Here is a 17,805-nt window from a genome sequence, read left to right as displayed (position 1 = left end):
CCTCTCGTCGATACACTGTATTTCTCGATACACTGTATCGGTCGAGGCGGTGTATTGTGCAAGCCGTCGGAGGTGTGAGGTGGCAGACAGCCCGTCGGTCTGGGAGCGGCCCGAGCCGCCCGAGCGGCGTGCGCTCAGTCCGTTGAGCCGGGAGCGGATCGTGCGCGCCGCGGTGACGCTGGCCGACGCCGAGGGCATCGAGGCCGTCTCACTGCGCAAGGTCGCGGCGGCGCTCGACGCCGGGCCGATGCGGCTCTACCGCTACATCGACACCAAGGACGAGTTGCTCGAGCTCATGATCGACGCCGTGTACGCCGAAATCCCGGCGCCCACCGGCTCCGGCTGGCGCGAGGTCGCGCGGTCGTTCGCTCATGGCACCCGGGATGCCGCCTTGCGGCACGAATGGTTCGCCGACCTGCTCGGCAGCCGCCCGCACATCGGCCCGGCGGCCTGCGCCCGCGGCGATGCCGCGCTGGCCGCGTTGCGTGCCGCCGGCCTCGGTGACATCGACCTGATGATGAGCACGATCGAAGTCCTGACCGTCTATCTCACCGGTGCTGTCCGCAGCGAGGTTGCCAGCCGACGAGCCGAACGGGCCAGCGGCCTCGACGACCGGGAATGGCAGCATTCGATGGCACCGCGCCTGCTGAGGATGCTCGCCACCGGCGACTATCCGGTCCTGGCCGAGATGGTCCACGACGGCGAGCACCGCGATGCCGCCGAGGTGTTCGAGCTCGGATTGGGCTACCTGCTGGACGGTATCGAGAACCGCCTCAAGAGCTAGCCGCCGCGTGGAGGTGGGTGGCCAGGAGGTGCGCGGCCTGCGGAGCTGTGGCTGAGTAGCAGAGCAGGTGGGCGCGGGTGGACCAGGAGTCCTGGAGCGGGCAGATCTCTACGGCTGTGTTGGCGTCGACCGCCCGGCGCGGCACGATCGCGAGACCGGCGCCCGCGGTGGCTACGGTGATCAGCGTGTGCAGTGTCGGTACGACGGTCCGGTAACGCGGAGCCGGGGCGTGCGGACCCAGCCGCTCGTCCATCCATTGGGTCAGGGGTGAGCCGCGGTCCAACCCGACCAGGGGATGTTCGGCGACTTCGGCGTACGCGATCGAGGTGCGGCCGGAGAGGACGCCGCCGGCCTGGCCGATCACGACGAGCGAGTCGTCGGCGAGGGGCTCGGTCCGGAGGTTGGTGGGTTCGTCGTCGAGGATGACGCCGAGATCGGCCTCACCGGAGGCGAGGAGGCGCACGCTGCGGATCGTCCGGCGTTCGCTCACGTTCACGTCGTACTCGGGATGGTCGCGCAGGAAGGTGGCGAGCGCGGCGGGGACGAGTTGGTGCATCGCTGAACCGCCGGCGACCAGGCGGATGGGTGCGGTGCGGGAGACGGCGTACGACGCGACGGCGCTGTCGAGGCGGGTGGTCTCGGCCAGCACTTCGCGGGCATGCCGGGCCAAGGTGGCTCCCGCGGGGGTGAGGCGAACGCCTCGGCGTTCACGGATCAGGAGGGGTACGCCAGCCTGCGCTTCGAGGGCTCTGACCCGTGCGCTCGCCGAAGGCAGACTCAGGTGCATCACCCGCGCGCCAGCGGTGATCGAGCCTTCCGCAGCGACATGGGTGAACAGCCTGAGATCGTCCAGGTCGTACCGCATGAGGCCTAGCCTACGGCTCAGCCTTAGGCTGGCTACGGGGATCGCGCATTGTGGAGGACCGGCCGAGCCTTGATCCTCGAAGGGTGCTGATGATCCTCCTGGCCGGTGTCGCGGCCGGCGCGCTCAACGCCGTTGGCGGTGGCGGGAGCTTCGTGGCACTGTCCGCGCTGGTCGCCAGCGGCATGCCTCCGGTCACCGCTAACGCGACCACGACCGTCGCGCTGCTACCGGGCAACGCAACCAGCGCGTGGGTGTACCGGCGCGAGATCCACTCGTTCGCGCAGCCGTCGACGCTCGGCCTGACGCTGGCCAGCGTGGTCGGCGGCGCGCTCGGCGCCGGGTTGCTGCTGTGGTTGCCGTCGGAGTCCTTCGACGCGGCGGTGCCGTGGTTGCTGGCATTCGCGACGATCGTGCTCGCCTTCGGGCGGCGACTCACCCAGGCGATCCGGTTGGGCACGCCGGGGCCGGCGGTTATCCTGGCCGGGCAGTTCGTGCTGTCGATCTACGGCGGGTACTTCGGTGGAGCGGTCGGGCTGATGATGCTCGCGTTCTGGACCGCGACCACCTCGCTCGACCCGGCCAAAGGCAACCCGTTGCGGGTGATCCAGGTCGCCGCCGTCTATCTCACGGCCGGCGTCATCTTCCTCTTCGCCGCCGACGTCACCGGGCAACCGTTCCGGCTGGTCGCACTCCTACTCGGTGCCGTCATCGGTGGCTATGCCGGTGCTCATCTGGTTCGTCGGCTGCCGGCCGCCATACTGCGTGCTCTGGTCCTCACCACCGCGATCGCGATGACCGTGCTCTTCTTCCTGCGAGCGTTCGGATGAACCGCGCTCAGTTGGCGATGGCCTACCAGGCTTGTGAAGTAGCCGACCTCGCCCGGTCAGCGGTCACGCTGCACGACCCCGCCGAGGCCGTTGCTCACGCCGAGCTCGTGCTGGCGTCAGCCCATCAACTCCTGGCCGCGGCCACCCGTCTCAACGGGTCGGCCCGGCCCACCGACTCCTTGCAGCTCTTCGCCTACGAGCATCCCGAGGAGGCCGCTGCCGACATCACGGATTGGCTCGCCGATCAGGCAGTTGATCACGCTCGTGGCGGAGGTAGAGGCCCGTCGCCGTCGATACGCTCGTGAGCAGCCAGACCGCCACTCCGGCATCGTCGGCGACCCCGATGACCGGCAGCAGTTCCGGCAGGATGTCGATCGGCGACACCAGGTAGACCAAGGCGAGTCCCCACAGGGCCATCCGGCTCGTGGGTAGCCCTGGATAGTCGCCGCGCCGCGCGGCCCTCAGCAGGCGCGGCAACGCGCGAGCCCGCTCGAACACGTCCCCGATCGGCTCCGGTTCACCCCGCTCCCGCCGACGGCGCCGCAGATGCTTACGTCGTAGGACACCGAGTCCGGCCACGGCAGCGCCCACCAGGAGCAGGCCCACTCCGACACCGGCCGCCGGTAGGCCGACGACCTCGGCGTCCCGGAACACCAGGGTTCCGAGGCCGATCAGGCCGAGGAGGGTACCGAAGATCACCATCTGCCCACTGTAGGCGGGCGGACGGCCAGGCCATCACAACCGCGCTCACGCGGTGGCACCACGCCCGGCCTGCGGTGATGGGGCCGATTGTGATGGCCTGGCGGTCCGGTCCCCTAGTCCAACAGCCCCTGCACGATGGTCGTCATCCGGTCGACCGGGATGGCGAAGCCGATGCCGATGTTGCCGGAGCGGGAGCTGGTGCCGAGGGTGGCGATGGCCGTGTTGACGCCGACCACCTGACCGGCCGCGTTGACCAGCGGGCCGCCGGAGTTGCCCGGGTTGATCGCGGCATCGGTCTGGATCGCCGACTGGCGGTTGCCGTTGTCGCCGAACCGCGCCTGCCGGTCGACCGCGCTGACGATACCGGCGGTCACCGTTCCTTCCAGCCCGAGCGGTGAGCCGACGGCCAGCACCGGGTCGCCGACCCGCAGCTGTGCGGACCGGCCGAGCGTGAGCGCACGCAGTCCCTCGGCATCGGCGGTCGAGACCTGGAGTACGGCGAGGTCGTTGTCCTCGTCCGATCCGATGATCTCGGCGTCGACCCGGCGTCCGTTCGACAGCACCAGCGAGACATCGCTCGCTCCTTCCACCACGTGGGCGTTCGTGACCACGTGTCCCTGCTGGTCGATCGCAAACCCGGAGCCGGTCGCGCGGCCGGCCCGTACCGACACCACACCGGGCAGCACACTCGCCGCCGCCGCGGTGATCGAGCCCTGAGCGGCCGCGGGTGGTGCGGCCGCCTGGGGCAGTTCGGCCGTCGCGGTCTCGGGATCACGCGATCCCGTCACCGCGCCGGCCAGCCCGCCGGCCAGGATCGACAGCGCGACGCCGGCGACCAGGACCCGTCCCCGGCGGGTCGTCGTACCGGCGCCGGAAATGGGAGGTGAGACCGTCACCCCGGCCCGAGGTGCCGCGGCCGGAGAGGGGGGAGCCGACCCAGCGGAGGCCGGGGTGACGGAGAAGGGGTCCTGCGGTTCCGGTGCCGGCGGCGCCGCAGGAGGTGGACCGGGCGCGTAGTGCGGCCCGCGGAACGGGTGACCGAGATGAGGGCTCATCGAAGGCTCCTTCACGGCAGTCGAGAGAACCAGAGCAGCGACGCGAGGGCGGCCAGTAAGGCCGCGACCAAGGCGATTCCCGCCACCAGGTTGGTGATCTCGCGTGGTTCGGTGGTCCAGCCGATCGACGACTGGAGGTCGGAGTAGACGTCGCGCAACTGCTCGTCGCTCTCGGCCTCGTAGAAGTCGCCGCTGGTCGCGTCGGCGAGGCCCTGCAACGCCTCGGTGTCGGCGGGGACCGGGATGTCCCGGCCTTCGAGGTTCACGGTGCCTTCGGGGGTTCCGTACGCGATCGTCGAGACCGGTACGCCGGCCTGGGTCGCCGCCTCGGCGGCTTCGTCGATCGGCCGGCCGGAGGTGTTCCCACCGTCGGAGAGCAGCACGATCCGGCTCGGCGGCGGGTCGTCCGGGTCGATCGTCCGAACCGCTTCCAGGCTGGTCAGCACGGCCTCCCCGATCGCGGTGCTGTCGGTCAACGTGAGGCTGTTGATCGCGTCCACGGTGGCCTGGTGGTTGGTGCTCGGCGGTGCGACCACGGTCGCGGTCCGGGCGAACGCGACCAGGCCGACGTTGAACTTCTCCGGCAGTTCCTGGACGAACTCGACCGCGGCCTGCTGCGCCACCTCGAACCGGTTCGGCGCGACGTCGGTCGCGGCCATCGAGTTGGAGACGTCCATCGCGACCACGATGGTGGCGCGTTCGCGCGGGACGCGGACATCGGCGACCGGCCGGGCGATCGCGATCGTCAGCACGGTCAGCGCGGCCAGGAACGCCACGGCCGGCGCGTGCCGGCGCCAGCCGGGCCGCTTCGGCGCGACCTTCTCCAGCATCGGCAGGGTCGCGAAGCGGACGGCGTACTTGCTGCGGCGGCGCTGGGCGACCAGGTACGCGGCGATCAGCGCCACGACCAGCACCAGCAGCCAGAGCCACAGAGGTTGCTCGAATCTCATCGGATACCGGTCCTTCCCATCGGGTTCCGGCGGACGCTCGCCCGGCGGCGGGCGGTGGCGAAGGCGGCCACGTCGCGGACCCAGTCGGTGTCGGTCCGCAGGACGAGGTGCGCCGCGCCGGCGGCCCGGATGTCCCGAATGGTCTGTTCACGTTTGGTTTTCATCGCGTCGGCGTACCTCCGGCGCAGTTTCCGGCTACTGGTCTGCACCTCGCGCCGCCGGCCCGTCTCCGGGTCGACGAGCGTGAGCAGGCCGACCTCGGGGAGCTCGAGCTCGCGCGGGTCCAGGACCTCGACGGCGATCACCTCGTGCCGCGCCGCCAACCGGCGCAGCGGATCCGCCCAGGTCTCGTCGTGGAAGTCCGAGACGACCACCCGCAGGCCGGGCCGCGGGTGGTCCCGGTTGAACCGGGTGATCGCCGCACCGAGCGGGACAGCCGGGTGTTCGCCAGGTGTTGCCCTAGGCAACGACAACAACGTGCGCAGGGTACGGCGAAGGGCCGCGGCCCCACCGACGTCGGGGATCCGGGACAACTGGTCACCGACGGCGATGCGGACACCGAGCCGGTTGCCGGGCCGGTCGGCGAGCAGGCCGACCGCCCCGACGACGGCGATGGCGAGATCCCGTTTCTCGCTGAGCGCGGTGCCGAAGTCCATGCTGGCCGATGCGTCGAGAAACGCCCAGGTCTCCAGCTCACGCTCGGCCAACGGCGCCCGGACGTGCGGCTCGAGAGATCGAGCCGTCACGTTCCAGTCCATCCGGCGGACGTCGTCCTGGCCGGCCTGGTACGGCCGCGCCTCGTTCGGCTCGCTGCCCGGACCACTCCGCAGTCCGGTGATCTCGCCGTGCAGAAGGCCTTCCAGCTTCCGCTTGACCGAAAGCTCCAGGGTGCGCAACGCCCGCTCCCGCCCCTTGAGCAGGTCCGGCCCGGAGAGACTCATCCACGTCCTCGCTTCGCTCCGGGCGCGGATGAGCCACGAGTCGTACTGTGCTTGATGATGAACTCGCTTCGCTCGTTCATGCTGCCGACCCCTGGGCGTCGTCTGCCGGGACGACGTGCGGTTGCTCGATGGTGTGCAGGATGCGCGAGATCACGGATCGCGGGTCGACCCCGTCAGCGAGGGCGTCGAAGGTGAGGACCAGACGATGCGCCATCACGTCGAGGGCGACGTCGTACACATCGGCAGGCAGGACGTAGTCCCGGCCGCGCAGCAACGCCAGCGCCCGCGCGGCGGCGACCAGGCCCAGCGTGGCCCGTGGGCTGACGCCGAACTCGAGTACGCCTTGCAGGTCGTTGATGCCGTACTGCTGCGGCACCCGGGTCGCATGCACCAGGCGTACGACGTACTCCGCCACCGCGTTGTGGACGAACACGTCGTCCGTTGCCTCCTGCAACTGAGCGACCTGGTCCGGGGTGAGCACGCCGTTCGCGTGCGGCCGGTGTGCGCTCATCCGCTGCAGGATGGTGAGCTCCTCGAGCGGGGTCGGGTAGTCCACCGTGATCTTCAGCAAGAACCGGTCCCGCTGTGCCTCGGGCAGCGCGTACACACCGTCGGACTCGATCGGGTTCTGGGTCGCGAGGACCAGGAAGGGCTCAGGCAGCTTGTAGCTGGTGCCGCCGATGCTGACCTGGTGCTCGGCCATCGCCTCGAGCAACGCCGACTGCACCTTGGCCGGTGCGCGGTTGATCTCGTCGGCGAGGACGAGGTTGGCGAACACCGGGCCGAGCTCGGTGTCGAACCCCTCCGCCGACGGCCGCCAGATCCGCGTGCCCATGATGTCGCCCGGGACCAGGTCCGGCGTGAACTGCAGCCGCGAGAAGTGGCCGCCGATCACCTCGGCCAGCGTCCGTACCGCCAGCGTCTTCGCAACGCCGGGCACACCCTCCAGCAGGCAGTGCCCGCGGGCCAGCAGCCCGACCAGCATCCGCTCCACCAAATGGTCCTGGCCCACCACGACTCGCTTCACCTCGAACAGCGCGTGCTCGAGCAAGGCCGACGACACCCCAATCTCCGTACGCCTCTCCACACCTACCTCCACGTGATCTGCAGGTCGCCCCACCGAAGCCGGGTGGGGCGACCGGAGCGGGCCTGTCATGCGTTCTCGGCCGCGTCCGGCTGGGTCTGCTCGGGCTGCGACGGCTGCGACGGCTGGGTCTGCTCCGGCTGGGACGGCTGGGTCTGGGGCTGTGACGGCTGGGTCTGCTCGCCCTGGCCCTGGCCGTTCTTCTCCGGGCAGTCGGCGCCGTTGCGGCCGGCGCTGCCGCTGCCCGGCGTGCCTTGGCCCTCGGTGCCGTTGCCCTGCTGACCGTTCTCCGAGCCGGTGCCCGGGGACGGGGTGGTGGCGCCCTCTTCGATGGTCACGTAGCCCTGCTCAGGAGCCGGGTCGTCGGTCGCCGCGTACGCGATCCCGCCGACGCCGAGGGCCGCCACCGCGACCGCCGCACCGAGAATGAGCCGTTTACCTGGGACGTTCATCAAAACTCCTTCGATCGATTGGCCCCAGACCATCAAAGGAGTGCGAAAACGACCGGAAAGCGGAGCGAAAGTCCAGCGAAAGCGCAGGCTGGACGCACTGCCCCGTGCGGCTACCTTGGTCTCGTGCGACTACTGGTGGTGGAGGACGAGGAAGGCCTGGTCAGCGCGCTGCGCTCCGGACTCGGCCGGGCCGGCTATGCCGTGGACACGGCGCTGACCGGTGCCGAGGCGATGGAGAAGCTCGCGACCACGGCGTACGACCTGGCGATCCTGGACATCACCCTGCCGGACACCAGCGGCCTCGACCTGTGCCGCGCCGTACGCCGGGGTGAGATCGAGGTGGCGTCCGGCCGGGAGCTGCGGGTGCTGATGCTCACCGCGCGCGCCTCGCTGGCGGACCGGGTCCGCGGGCTCGACGAGGGTGCGGACGACTACCTGACCAAGCCGTTCGCGCTGGTCGAGCTGCTCGCCCGGATCCGCGCGCTGCTGCGCCGGGACGTCACCAACGGCAGCACCCAACTGCATGTCGGCGACCTCGTGCTCGACTCGTCCCGCCACCTCGCCACCCGCTCGGGCCGCGAACTCCCGTTGACGTTGAAGGAGTTCGGCGTACTGCGCTATCTGATGTCCCGCCCCGGACACGTCGTCTCGGCCGAGGAGCTCCTCGAGCATGTCTGGGACGAGAACGCCGATCCGTTCACCCAGAGCGTCCGGGTGACCGTCGGCACCCTGCGCCGCAAGCTCACCCAGGAGGGCGAGGAGCCCGTCCTGGAAACCGTGATCGGCCGCGGCTACCGGCTCCGAGGTGATACATGAAGATCAAGCGCCCGCCCTGGACCCAGACGATCCGGTTCCGGCTGACGTTGACGTATTCCGCCGTACTGATCGCGTTGTCGGCGTTGCTGCTCGGTGGCGTGTACGTCGCGCTGTCCGCGTTCCTGGACCCGAAGCCGTTGAGTCCGATCACGGTGAACAAGGTCTACAAAGATGCCCACGGCAACCTGAAGGTCAAGGAAGGCCATGTGATCGAGGCCGCGGAGATCTCGAGTATCGAGTCCGCGGTCAACTACCAGACCCTGCAGACGCTGCGGAACTACTCGGTGGCGGGGATCGGCGCCCTGTTCCTGGTCAGCCTCGGTACCGGCTGGTGGTTGTCGGGTCGCGCGTTGCGTCCGGTACGGCGGATCACCGCGACCGCACAGGAGATCTCGGCCACCGACCTGTCCCGGCGGATCGCGTTGGACGGCCCCCGGGACGAGTTGCGGAACCTGGCCGACACCGTCGACGACATGCTCGGCCGGCTCGAGTCGGCGTTCGTGTCCCAGCGGCAACTGGTGGACGACGCGTCGCACGAGCTGCGCAATCCGCTCGCGGTGATCCAGGCGAACGTGGACGCCGTCCTCGCGCATGACGACACGACCTCCGACGACCGGGCCCAGGCGACCGCGATCGTGAGCCGCGCGATCCAGCGGATGACCCGGCTGGTCGAGGACCTGCTCGCGTCCGCCCGCCGTTCGTCACCCGCCTTCGTCGACGCGGACGTAGACCTGGCCGCGATCGCGGGCGAGGCCGCCGAGGAGTACCAGCTCCTCGCGGCCGATCGCGAGCTTCACGTCGTACGGCGTCTGTCGCCGGGACCGACCGCGGCCGGGGACGCGTCGGCGCTGAGGCGGGCGGTCGACAACCTGCTCTCCAACGCGGTCCGGCTGGCCCGCGGTGGAAGCGAACTGGTCCTGGCTGTGGGGAGCCGCAACGGCTGGGCGTGGATCGCCGTACGCGACGAAGGTCCCGGAATCGCCGCCGAGGACGCCGACCGCGTCTTCGACCGCTTCTTCCGCTCCGGCCAGCGCCAGTCCCCGGCCACCGTCCCGTCCACCGGCCAACGCCGGGCCGGCCTCGGCCTCGCCATCGTCCGCCAGATCGCCGAGTCCCACGGCGGCACCGTCGCCCTCCACTCCGAAGTAGGCGTCGGCAGCACTTTCATCCTCTGGCTCCCCGAGCGCTCCCTCACCAACACCACGCGCCGGACCCCGACCCCACCCGACGAAGACCCCCTCGGCCCCCGCCTGTAGTCAGCGCGGGTCAGCAGGCACCGCCTCCGGACTTCCGCCAGCTCCGTTGGCGAGCGCTGAGGCAGAGACCGCGTAACCCCCAAACGATGAAGAAGACGGCTACACCGCCGAAGATGCCGCCGGGTAGCCAGTAGTCGAAGCCATAGTCGGCGGCCTGCATTCGGCCCGGGTTCTCGCGGTCGTAGACGATCTGGATCGTCTCCCCGACCTCGGCGTCGACGTAGTTCGTGGTGTCGCCCAGAACGGTCTCGCCGGTGCGCGTCACGAACCTGACCTCGATCCTTGACCCGCCGCCGTCGGAGTACTTGTCCAGCACGGTGGCGCTCACGACTTCGCCACGATGCTCCAGCAGGTACAGGTCCGACAGTATGAGGTAGCCGACGAACCCCATGATCACCGCCGCGACCAAGCACATCACGCTCTCGAGGTCGGACCGCCACGTCCGCTCCTCACCCAAGCGCCATTCCTGCCGACGCGACCGGCGTTGGCCGTGGGCGCGGTACTTGCCCTGTCGCCGGCCGGTCCGTCCGCCACGCTGTTTCACGTTCGTGGGACGCGTCAGCGGGCCGGTCCGCTCCTCAGACAGACCGGTTGTAGGGGGTGGAGAGGAGGGGGCGGGTGTTGGTGAGGACCTGGGCGTAGAGGGCGCGCACCTGTGTTGCTTCCGCGTCGGTCATGGCGGAGGGCTCGGGTTTGCCGGCTGGGACTTGCCAGGTGGGTGGGGTGTCGGCGCCGGAGAGGGCCCAGGCGGCTTGGCGGGCAGCGCCCAGAGCGACGTACTCGGCTGGTTCGGGGAGGATGACCTCGGCACCGAGGAGGGCCGGGGCCAGGGCCTGGACGGCGCGGGAGCGGGCGGCGCCGCCGAGCAGGAGGATGCGGTGGACCGGGAGACCCTGGGCGCGGAGGGCGTCGACCGCGTCGGCCAGACCGCACAGCAGCCCCTCGACGGCGGCGCGCGCCATGGTCGCGGGGCGGGCGGTCGCGCGGGTGAGGCCGTAGATCAAGCCGGTGGAGTGTGGGAGGTCCGGCGTACGCTCGCCGTCCAGGTACGGCAGGAGAACCAGGCCGTCGCTGCCCGAGGACGTGAGAGCGGCTTCGTTGAAGGCGTCGAGGTCGAGGCCGAGCAGTTCAGCGGTCGCGGACAGCACCCGGGCAGCGTTCAGCGTGCAGACCAGCGGCAGGTATCCCCCGGTCGCGTCGGCGAACCCGGCGACCAGGCCGGTCGGGTCGGCGGTTGGTGCGGCCGACCGCGCGAAGGCGGTCCCACTCGTGCCCAGCGAGACGGCCACGTCACCCGGTTGCAGATCCAGGCCGAGCGCAGCGGCCATGTTGTCGCCGGTCCCGGCGGCCAATGCGGCCCCGCCGGCGGTGTGCCCGACGATCTCGGCCGGCCCGGCGACCCGCGGCAACTCCAGGGAGCGGCCGAAAGCCAGCTCCACCAGGTCAGGTCGGTAGGTGTTCGAACCAGGCGACCACCAGCCAGTGCCGGATGCGTCACCCCGGTCGGTCGTGATCCCGGAGATCCCGCTCCGGCCCGCGGCCAGCCGATGCGTCATCCAGTCATGCGGCAGTACGACGGCCGCAGCGCGCGCAGCCGCGTCAGGCGCGGCCCCACGGACCCACCGCAACTTCGTCACCGTGAAGCTCGGCACCGGCACCGAGCCCACCGCGTCTGCCCACGCCGCCGGCCCACCGAGCTCGGAGACCAGCTCCAGGGTCGCGTCGGCGGAGGCAGTGTCGTTCCACAGAACGGCCGGGTGGACGACCTCACCAGAGTCGTCCAGCAGGACCATGCCGTGCTGTTGGCCACCGATCGAGATCGCCTCGACGCCGTCGAGCAGACCGTCGGACGCGATCTCCCACGCCTTCCACCACTCGGCCGGGTCCACCTGGGTCCCGTCCGGATGCGGTGCTCGACCCTCCCGCAGTACCGCGCCGGTGTCGGCATCGCACACGACCACCTTGGTCGCCTGGGTGGAGCAGTCCACACCGGCGACCAGCCTGGGTTGACTCATGTTCGGGCCTCCATGTCAGCGCCGGTCCTGCGAGCGAAAACCAACCCTAACCGCCCGCGAGAAAACGCGTACCACGTTGTCCACAAGCGGACCGGCACCCGCAGCCGGACCTGGTGTGGTCGCGGGGGTTCACCAGCACCTCGCCGGGACCCGGGCGTGGCACGGCCCGCCGCTCCATCACCACGTCTCCGACGCCCCGAAGCACGGCGACTCGCATATCCGCGTCCATCAACCGCCAAGACCTTCGAGCGTCGCCCGGGCGCCGTGCTCGTGCAGGGATCGCAGCGCCGAGGTGTACTCCGCGACAAAGCGAGGATCGGCTGCCAGATCACCGAACAGGTCCGGATCCGAGATGAACGTCAGCGGATCCTCCCGGTTGTGCTGCGCGCGCTCGACCAGCTTGTCGCGGAGCCGGTCCACCACCTCGATCGGCTCACCCTGCTCGTCGACGCCCTCGGCGTACCGGGCCCAGGACGCGACCACCAGCGCCGACCGCCCGATCTCCCGGCCTGCCGCCAGCTGCTCACGGACGACTGGCAGCAGCCACTTCGGGATCCGGTCCGAACTCTCCGCGCACAACCGCGCGAGGGTGTCTCGCACCTCGGGGTTCGCGAACCGCTCGATCAGTTGATGCTTGTAGCGATCCAGGTCGACCCCGGGCACCGGCGGCAGGGTCGGTGTACCTTCGACGTCCATGTAGCCGAGCAGGAAGTCGACGAACAGCTTGTCTTGGCACACCTCGTGCGCGTACCGGTAGCCGGCCAGATAGCCCAGGTAGCACAGCGCCTGGTGACTCGCGTTCAGCAGCCGCAGCTTCATCAGCTCATACGGCTCGACGTCTTCCACGAGTTGTACGCCGACATCCTCGTAAGGCGGCCGATCGCCACCGAAGTCGTCCTCCAGGACCCACTGCGTGAACGGCTCGCACACCACCGGCCAGCCGTCCTCGACCCCGAACCGCTCAGCGAGCGCCTCGCGATCGGACTCCGCGGTCACCGGTGTGATCCGGTCGACCATGCAGTTCGGGAAGCGAACCTCGTCCGCGATCCACGCTGCCAGCGAAGCATCCTTCAACCGGGCGAACGAGGTCAGCATCTTCCGCGCGACGTGCCCGTTCCCGGGGATGTTGTCGCACGACATCACCGTGAACGGCGCCACCCCGGCCGCCCGCCGCCGCGCCAGCGCCTCGACCACGAACCCGAACACACTGACCGGCACAGCACCCGGCTGCAGATCCGCCGCCAGCCCGGGATCGGAGGCATCGAGCTCACCCGTCACCTGGTTGACGTGATACCCGCCCTCAGTGATCGTCAGCGAGACGATCCGCGTCTCCGGATCGACCAGCCGGTCCAGCACCGCGGCCGGATCGTCCGGCGCGAACAGGTAGTCCACGATCGACCCGATCACCCGCGGCTCGAGCGTCCCGTCCGGGTACTTCACCACCAGTGTGTACAGGAAGTCCTGCGTCTTCAGGACGTCGTACATCCGCCGATCCTGCGGCAGTACGCCGACCCCGACGATCCCCCAGTCCAGTGCTTTGCCGTCGTTCATCAGCTGATCGAGGTACATCGCCTGGTGGGCCCGGTGGAAACCGCCGACACCGAAGTGCACGATGCCGGGGGGCACCGCCGTACGGTCGTACGACGGCACGCCCACCTCGTTGCCCAAGGCACTCAAAGCGGCAGCGGACAGCACAGTCACTTGACCGCCCCCAGCGACAACCCCTGGACCAGCTTGTCCTGCGCGGCGAACCCGGCGATCAGCACCGGCAACGACACCACGATGGAGGCGGCACAGACTTTGGCGAGGAACAATCCTTGGCTGGTCACGAATCCAGTCAAGAACACCGGCGCGGTCTGCGCCACCGTGCCGGTCAGCACCCGGGCGAACAGCAACTCGTTCCAGCTGAAGATGAAGCAGATCAGCGCCGCGGACGCGATCCCCGGTGTCACCACCGGCGCGACCACCGAACGCAGGGTCCGGGTCAGGTTCGCGCCGTCGACCGAGGCCGCCTCGAGGATCTCCACCGGCACCTCGGACAGGAAGCTGCGCAGCATCCAGACCGCGATCGGCAGGTTCATCGAGGTGTAGAGGATGATCAGCAGCCAGATGTTGTCCAGGAACCCGACCGACTGCGCGAACAGGTAGATCGGCAGCAGGCCGGCCACCACCGGCAGCATCTTGGTGGACAGGAAGAAGAACAGGACGTCGGTCCACTTGCGCACAGGCCGGATCGACAGCGCGTACGCGGCCGGGAACGCGAGCAGGATCACCAGCGCCGTGGACAGGATGCTCGCGGTCAGCGAGTTCGCGATCGACGGCCAGGGCCCGGTGTCGAAGAACGACCGGTAGCCGTCCAGCGTCAGCGGTGCCGCGATGTCCGGCGGGTTCTTCGCCGCGTCCTCCTCGGAGTGGAACGACGTCAGCAGCATCCACAGCACCGGCAGCACGAACAGGATGCCCACGATCCAGGCCAGCCCGCTCAGAGCCCAGCCACCACCGCGCCGCTGATGCCCCTTCACAATGGTCACCTGGCCGCTCATCGACGTCCTCGCTTCGCTCCGGGCGCCGATGTGCGGGGCGCACTGTGCTTGATTGTGAACTCGCTTCGCTCGTTCACCGGCCCGTCTCCTCTCGGAACAGCGTGGACACCGACCGCAGCGCGAACGTCGCGATCAGGATGGTGCCGATGACCACGATGACGCCGGCCGCGGAGGCCCGGCCGTAGTCGTGGGCGGTGTAGAAGGTCTGATAGATCGAGTAGGGCAGGTTCGCCGTACCGAGGCCGCCGGAGGTGATGGTGAAGACGGCGTCGAAGTTCTGTACGACGTAGATCGAGCCGAGCAGCGCGGACAGTTCCAGGTACTGCCGCAGGTGCGGAAGTGTCATGTAGCGGAAGATCTCCCACTGGTTCGCACCGTCGATCCCGGCCGCCTCGATCACGTCCAGCGGACGGCTCTGCAGACCGGCCAGCAGGATCAGCATCATGAACGGCGTCCACTGCCAGACCAGCGCGAAGATGATCGACCACAACGGCTGGTTGCTGATCCAGTCCGGCTGCGGCGCGTTGTCGCCGAACAACCACTTCAGCACGCCGTTGAAGAGCCCGTACGTCGGGTTGTACAGCGCGTGCTTCCACAGCAGCGCCGCCGCCACCGGTACGACGAGGAACGGCGTGATCATCATTGTCCGGACCACCCCACGGCCGCGGAACTTGCGGTCCAGCAGCAACGCGATCAGCAGCCCGAGGACCAGGCTGATCAGCACGACACCCGCGGTCAGCACGATCGTCACCCAGATCGCGTTCCGGGTGTTCGCGTCGGTCAGCACCCGGCGGAAGTTGTCGATCCCGGCGAACCCGCGCTCGTCCGGGTAGTAGGCGTTCCAGTCCATGAAGGACACCACGATGGTGACCAGGAACGGCAGCTGGGTGACGATGATCATGAAGATCAGGGCCGGCAGCAACGGTGCCCGCCGGGCCCAGTCGCCGGTCTTGCGCATCACCGAACCCTGCGAGCCGGGCGGAGGAGCGGAGTGCCGGTTCTTCGGCTTCTCGGTAGTCACGGTCATGACGGCTCTCCCCTACTTCGCTTCTCGTGAGCGATACCGCTCGGCGACGTCGTCGGCGAGCTCCTGCCCGCGTTTCAGCGCTTCGTCCACACTCATCCGCCCGGCGATCGCCGAACTGACGTCCTGACTGACCTGGGTGCCGAGATCCGGGAACTCCGGGATGTCGACGAACTGGATCCCGATCGCCGGCCGTGGCTGGGTGCCCGGGTTGCGCGGGTCCGCGGTCTCGATCGCCTGCTTGGTCGGCTCCGCGAACGCGGCCGCCTCCTTCAGGTACGCCGGGTTCTCGTACGTCGAGGCGCGTTTGCCGGCCGGGACCCGGGACCAGCCGAGCTGCTCGCCGACCAGCTTCTCGTAGTCCTTGCCGGACGCCCAGGAGATGAACTTCCAGGCGTTGTCCTTCTTCTTGCTGGCTTCCTGGATGCTCCAGGACCACGCGTACAGCCAGCCGGAGCTGTCGGTCTTCACCACCGGCGCCGGGGCGTAGCCCATCTTGCCCTTCACCGGGGAGTTCGGCGCTTCCAGCGATCCGGCCGCGGAGGTGGCGTCGTACCACATTGCGACGTTGCCCTGGACCGTGTTGTTGAGGCATTCGGTGAAGCCGGCCTGCGGTGCGCCGAGCTCGCCATGGGCGCGGACCAGATCGACGTAGAACTTGACCGCCTCGGTGAACTCGGGCGCGTTCACCTTCGCCTGCCAGTCCTCGGTGAACCAGGTCCCGCCGAACGTGTTCACCACCGTGGTCAGCGGCGCGAACACCTGGCCCCAGCCGGGCTGACCGCGCAGGCAGATCCCGCGCATCCCCGGCTGTGCGTTGTCCACCTTGGCCGCGATGTCGGCGACCTCCTGCCAGGTCGGCTTGGCCGGCATCGTGACGCCCTTCGCGGCCAGCACGTCCTTGCGGTACATCAGGAACGACGACTCGCCGTAGAACGGTTCGCCGTACACCTTGCCGTCCTCACCGGACAGCGACTCCGTCATCGGCTTCAGTACGTCGTCCTGGTCGAAGGACGGATCGTTCGCGATGTAGTCCGAGAGCGGTGCGATCCACTTACTGGTCGCGTAGATCGGGATCTCGAAGTTGCTCAGTGACGCCACGTCGTACTGACCGGCCTGGCTGGAGAACTCCTGGCTGATCTTGTCCCGGACGTCGTTCTCCGGCAGCACGGTGAAGTTGACCTTGATCCCGGTCTCTTTGGTGAAGTGGTCGGCGGTCAGCTTCTGCAGGTCGACCATCTGCGGGTTGTTCACCATCAGCACGTTGATGCTGTCGGCCCCGCCGCCGCCCGCACCGCCGCCCCACCCGGCGCAGCCGCTGACCACACTCACCAGGAATGCGATCGCTACCGCTCCGAGGCGTTTCCGCTGTCCCGACACGAGCCGCTCCTTCATGATCGAGGGGTTCGCTCATTTGAGCAGGGGTCTGCTCACTCCAGAAGTGAACCGGCAAGCCCCTTGACCTGTCAAGAGTCTGTGCAACACTAGGGCGCAGGCCCGCTCATATGAGCGGACCCGGACAGGCGGGGAGGCTTCATGGAGAGCACCTTCGGCCCGGCACAGCTGGTGCTGACGGCGTCGATCGCGCGCCGGTACTACGTCGACGGGCGATCGAAGGTGGAGATCGCCGACGAGTTCCGGCTCAGCCGGTTCAAGGTGGCGCGGTTGCTGGACCAGGCGCGCAACAGCGGGCTGGTCCGGATCGAGATCAGCCATCCGGGCTCCATCGACCTCGACCTGTCCGCCCGGCTGCAGGAGTCGCTCGGTCTGCGCCGGGCGATCGTGGTGGACACCCCCGAGGAGGAGCCGGCGGCGCTGCGGCTCCAGCTCGGCAAAGCGGCCGCGGACCTGCTGTCCGAGATCGTCACACCGGAGGACGTCCTCGGTCTGGCCTGGGCCCGGGCAGTCACCGCGATGACCGAGCAGCTGACCTCATTGGCCCCGGTCCCGGTCGTCCAGCTCACCGGCGCCCTGACCCGGCCGGATGTCGAGGCGAACTCGGTGGAGCTCGTCCGACACACCGCCCGCCTGTCGGGTGGACCGGCCTACCTCTTCTATGCCCCGCTCGTGGTGCCGGACGCCGCGACCGCGCGGGCGCTGCGGCAGCAGCCGGAGGTGGCCGAGGCTATCAGCCACTTCGAGTCCGTCACCAAGGCGGTGGTCGGGCTCGGCTCCTGGGCCGCCGGCCAGTCGACTCTGTACGACGCGATGGACGAGAAGGCCCGTGAACAGTTGCGCCGCCGCGGTGTCGCCGCCGACATCTCGGGCGTTTTCGTCGGTGCCGATGGCGAGCCGGTGCAGACCAGGGTGACCGACCGGGTGATCGCGATCAGCGCCGAGCAGATGGACGCGATCGACGAGGTGATCGCGATCCCCTATGGGATGGCGAAGGTCGAGGCCGTCCGCGCCGCGGTCCGCAGCGGCCTGGTCAACGGCCTGGTGACACACGCTCCACTCGCTAAAGCACTACTGGGCGAGACATCCTGATGCG

General features: G+C 69.3%; 18 protein-coding genes. 5 read left to right on the top strand and 13 right to left on the bottom strand.

What is annotated here, in order from left to right; genetic code table 11:
- The first annotated feature begins 79 nt into the window (after positions 1-79).
- Positions 80-784 (top strand): TetR/AcrR family transcriptional regulator, encoded by a 705-nt coding sequence (locus tag V9K99_RS29050; protein ID WP_337004961.1) that lies wholly within the window; start codon positions 80-82, stop codon positions 782-784.
- Here the strand turns inward: V9K99_RS29050 and V9K99_RS29045 are convergent.
- Positions 774-1,649 carry a LysR family transcriptional regulator gene (locus tag V9K99_RS29045; protein WP_337004959.1) on the bottom strand — a complete coding sequence of 292 codons (876 nt, stop codon included), beginning with the start codon at positions 1,647-1,649 and terminating at the stop codon, positions 774-776. The genes V9K99_RS29050 and V9K99_RS29045 overlap by 11 nt on opposite strands.
- An 89-nt stretch (positions 1,650-1,738) precedes the next feature.
- Here V9K99_RS29045 and V9K99_RS29040 point away from each other — a divergent pair, with 89 nt between their 5' ends.
- Positions 1,739-2,476: a sulfite exporter TauE/SafE family protein gene (locus tag V9K99_RS29040; protein WP_337005576.1), complete on the top strand. Its 738-nt coding sequence runs from the start codon at positions 1,739-1,741 to the stop codon at positions 2,474-2,476.
- Between the two features lie 225 nt (positions 2,477-2,701).
- On the opposite strand, the gene V9K99_RS29035 is transcribed toward V9K99_RS29040, so the two are convergent.
- The 6 genes from V9K99_RS29035 to V9K99_RS29010 all read right to left on the bottom strand — a co-directional run bounded on the left by V9K99_RS29035 (position 2,702) and on the right by V9K99_RS29010 (position 7,660).
- Positions 2,702-3,178 carry a YkvA family protein gene (locus tag V9K99_RS29035; RefSeq protein WP_337004957.1) on the bottom strand — a complete coding sequence of 159 codons (477 nt, stop codon included), beginning with the start codon at positions 3,176-3,178 and terminating at the stop codon, positions 2,702-2,704.
- A gap of 113 nt (positions 3,179-3,291) precedes the next feature.
- Positions 3,292-4,233: a S1C family serine protease gene (locus V9K99_RS29030; RefSeq protein ID WP_337004955.1), complete on the bottom strand. Its 942-nt coding sequence runs from the start codon at positions 4,231-4,233 to the stop codon at positions 3,292-3,294.
- 11 nt (positions 4,234-4,244) lie between these two features.
- On the bottom strand, positions 4,245-5,183 hold the full coding sequence (locus V9K99_RS29025) for a VWA domain-containing protein (RefSeq protein WP_337004954.1): 939 nt from the start codon (positions 5,181-5,183) through the stop codon (positions 4,245-4,247).
- The gene (locus V9K99_RS29020) at positions 5,180-6,124 is read right to left on the bottom strand and encodes a DUF58 domain-containing protein (RefSeq protein WP_337004952.1); all 945 of its coding nucleotides are present in this window, start codon (positions 6,122-6,124) and stop codon (positions 5,180-5,182) included. Before V9K99_RS29020 ends, V9K99_RS29025 begins: the two co-directional genes overlap by 4 nt.
- A 76-nt stretch (positions 6,125-6,200) precedes the next feature.
- Positions 6,201-7,211 (bottom strand): AAA family ATPase, encoded by a 1,011-nt coding sequence (locus tag V9K99_RS29015; RefSeq protein WP_337004950.1) that lies wholly within the window; start codon positions 7,209-7,211, stop codon positions 6,201-6,203.
- 65 nt (positions 7,212-7,276) lie between these two features.
- On the bottom strand, positions 7,277-7,660 hold the full coding sequence (locus tag V9K99_RS29010) for a hypothetical protein (protein WP_337004948.1): 384 nt from the start codon (positions 7,658-7,660) through the stop codon (positions 7,277-7,279).
- Positions 7,661-7,783: 123 nt separating this feature from the next.
- Here V9K99_RS29010 and V9K99_RS29005 point away from each other — a divergent pair, with 123 nt between their 5' ends.
- Positions 7,784-8,476: a response regulator transcription factor gene (locus V9K99_RS29005; RefSeq protein ID WP_337004946.1), complete on the top strand. Its 693-nt coding sequence runs from the start codon at positions 7,784-7,786 to the stop codon at positions 8,474-8,476.
- Positions 8,473-9,732 (top strand): sensor histidine kinase, encoded by a 1,260-nt coding sequence (locus V9K99_RS29000; RefSeq protein ID WP_337004944.1) that lies wholly within the window; start codon positions 8,473-8,475, stop codon positions 9,730-9,732. Before V9K99_RS29005 ends, V9K99_RS29000 begins: the two co-directional genes overlap by 4 nt.
- A gap of 10 nt (positions 9,733-9,742) precedes the next feature.
- On the opposite strand, the gene V9K99_RS28995 is transcribed toward V9K99_RS29000, so the two are convergent.
- The 6 genes from V9K99_RS28995 to V9K99_RS28970 form a co-directional block, all read right to left on the bottom strand.
- On the bottom strand, positions 9,743-10,189 hold the full coding sequence (locus V9K99_RS28995; RefSeq protein WP_337004942.1) for a DUF3592 domain-containing protein: 447 nt from the start codon (positions 10,187-10,189) through the stop codon (positions 9,743-9,745).
- A gap of 121 nt (positions 10,190-10,310) precedes the next feature.
- Entirely contained in the window at positions 10,311-11,747 is a 1,437-nt protein-coding gene (xylB, locus tag V9K99_RS28990) for a xylulokinase (RefSeq protein ID WP_337004940.1), read from the bottom strand.
- A gap of 228 nt (positions 11,748-11,975) precedes the next feature.
- Positions 11,976-13,448, bottom strand: a complete 1,473-nt coding sequence (locus V9K99_RS28985; protein ID WP_337004938.1) for a mannitol dehydrogenase family protein — start codon at positions 13,446-13,448, stop codon at positions 11,976-11,978.
- On the bottom strand, positions 13,445-14,278 hold the full coding sequence (locus V9K99_RS28980; RefSeq protein ID WP_337004936.1) for a carbohydrate ABC transporter permease: 834 nt from the start codon (positions 14,276-14,278) through the stop codon (positions 13,445-13,447). The genes V9K99_RS28985 and V9K99_RS28980 overlap by 4 nt, the downstream gene beginning before the upstream one ends.
- Positions 14,279-14,363: 85 nt before the next feature.
- Entirely contained in the window at positions 14,364-15,317 is a 954-nt protein-coding gene (locus tag V9K99_RS28975) for a carbohydrate ABC transporter permease (protein WP_337004934.1), read from the bottom strand.
- Positions 15,318-15,329: 12 nt separating this feature from the next.
- On the bottom strand, positions 15,330-16,694 hold the full coding sequence (locus V9K99_RS28970; RefSeq protein ID WP_337004932.1) for an ABC transporter substrate-binding protein: 1,365 nt from the start codon (positions 16,692-16,694) through the stop codon (positions 15,330-15,332).
- Between the two features lie 156 nt (positions 16,695-16,850).
- Between V9K99_RS28970 and V9K99_RS28965 the strand changes: the two genes are divergently transcribed.
- Positions 16,851-17,801 (top strand): sugar-binding transcriptional regulator, encoded by a 951-nt coding sequence (locus tag V9K99_RS28965; protein WP_337004930.1) that lies wholly within the window; start codon positions 16,851-16,853, stop codon positions 17,799-17,801.
- Positions 17,802-17,805 lie beyond the last annotated feature (4 nt).

Source organism: Kribbella sp. CCNWLW201 (assembly GCF_037203805.1).
Taxonomy (GTDB): Bacteria; Actinomycetota; Actinomycetes; order Propionibacteriales; family Kribbellaceae; genus Kribbella.
Note: the sequence above shows the minus strand (reverse complement) of the source record. Positions and strands in the feature narration are given on the sequence as shown.